This window comes from Paraburkholderia sp. SIMBA_054 (assembly GCF_046534875.1).
In the GTDB taxonomy this organism is placed as follows: Bacteria; Pseudomonadota; Gammaproteobacteria; order Burkholderiales; family Burkholderiaceae; genus Paraburkholderia; species Paraburkholderia hospita.
This window is the reverse complement of the sequence record NZ_JAWRXV010001558.1, coordinates 1-241: the sequence shown is the minus strand read 5'-3', so window position 1 is coordinate 241 and position 241 is coordinate 1. Positions and strand designations below refer to the sequence as shown.

The 241-nt window shown below is 56.8% G+C and carries 1 pseudogene; it reads left to right on the top strand.

The features are described from left to right. A pseudogene (locus tag SB822_RS60285) lies at nt 1-241 on the top strand (dipeptide ABC transporter permease DppC); the annotation flags it as partial.

The following is a 241-nucleotide window of genomic DNA, read 5'->3' as shown; positions in this document are numbered from 1 at the left end:
CTTGGCCGGGATCTGCTTTCGCGCACGATTTACGGTGCCAGAGTTTCGCTATCCGTTGCAGTTTTGTCGGTCGTCGTTTCGACACTGGTGGGTGTTACGCTTGGCATGGTCGCGGGGTGGTTTCGGGGTAAAATCGAGGCGGTGATCATGCGCCTTGTGGATATCATGATGTCGATCCCGGCAATCCTGCTGGCGGTGCTGACCGTCGCCGTACTTGGACCTGGTTTCCTGAAACTTGTCC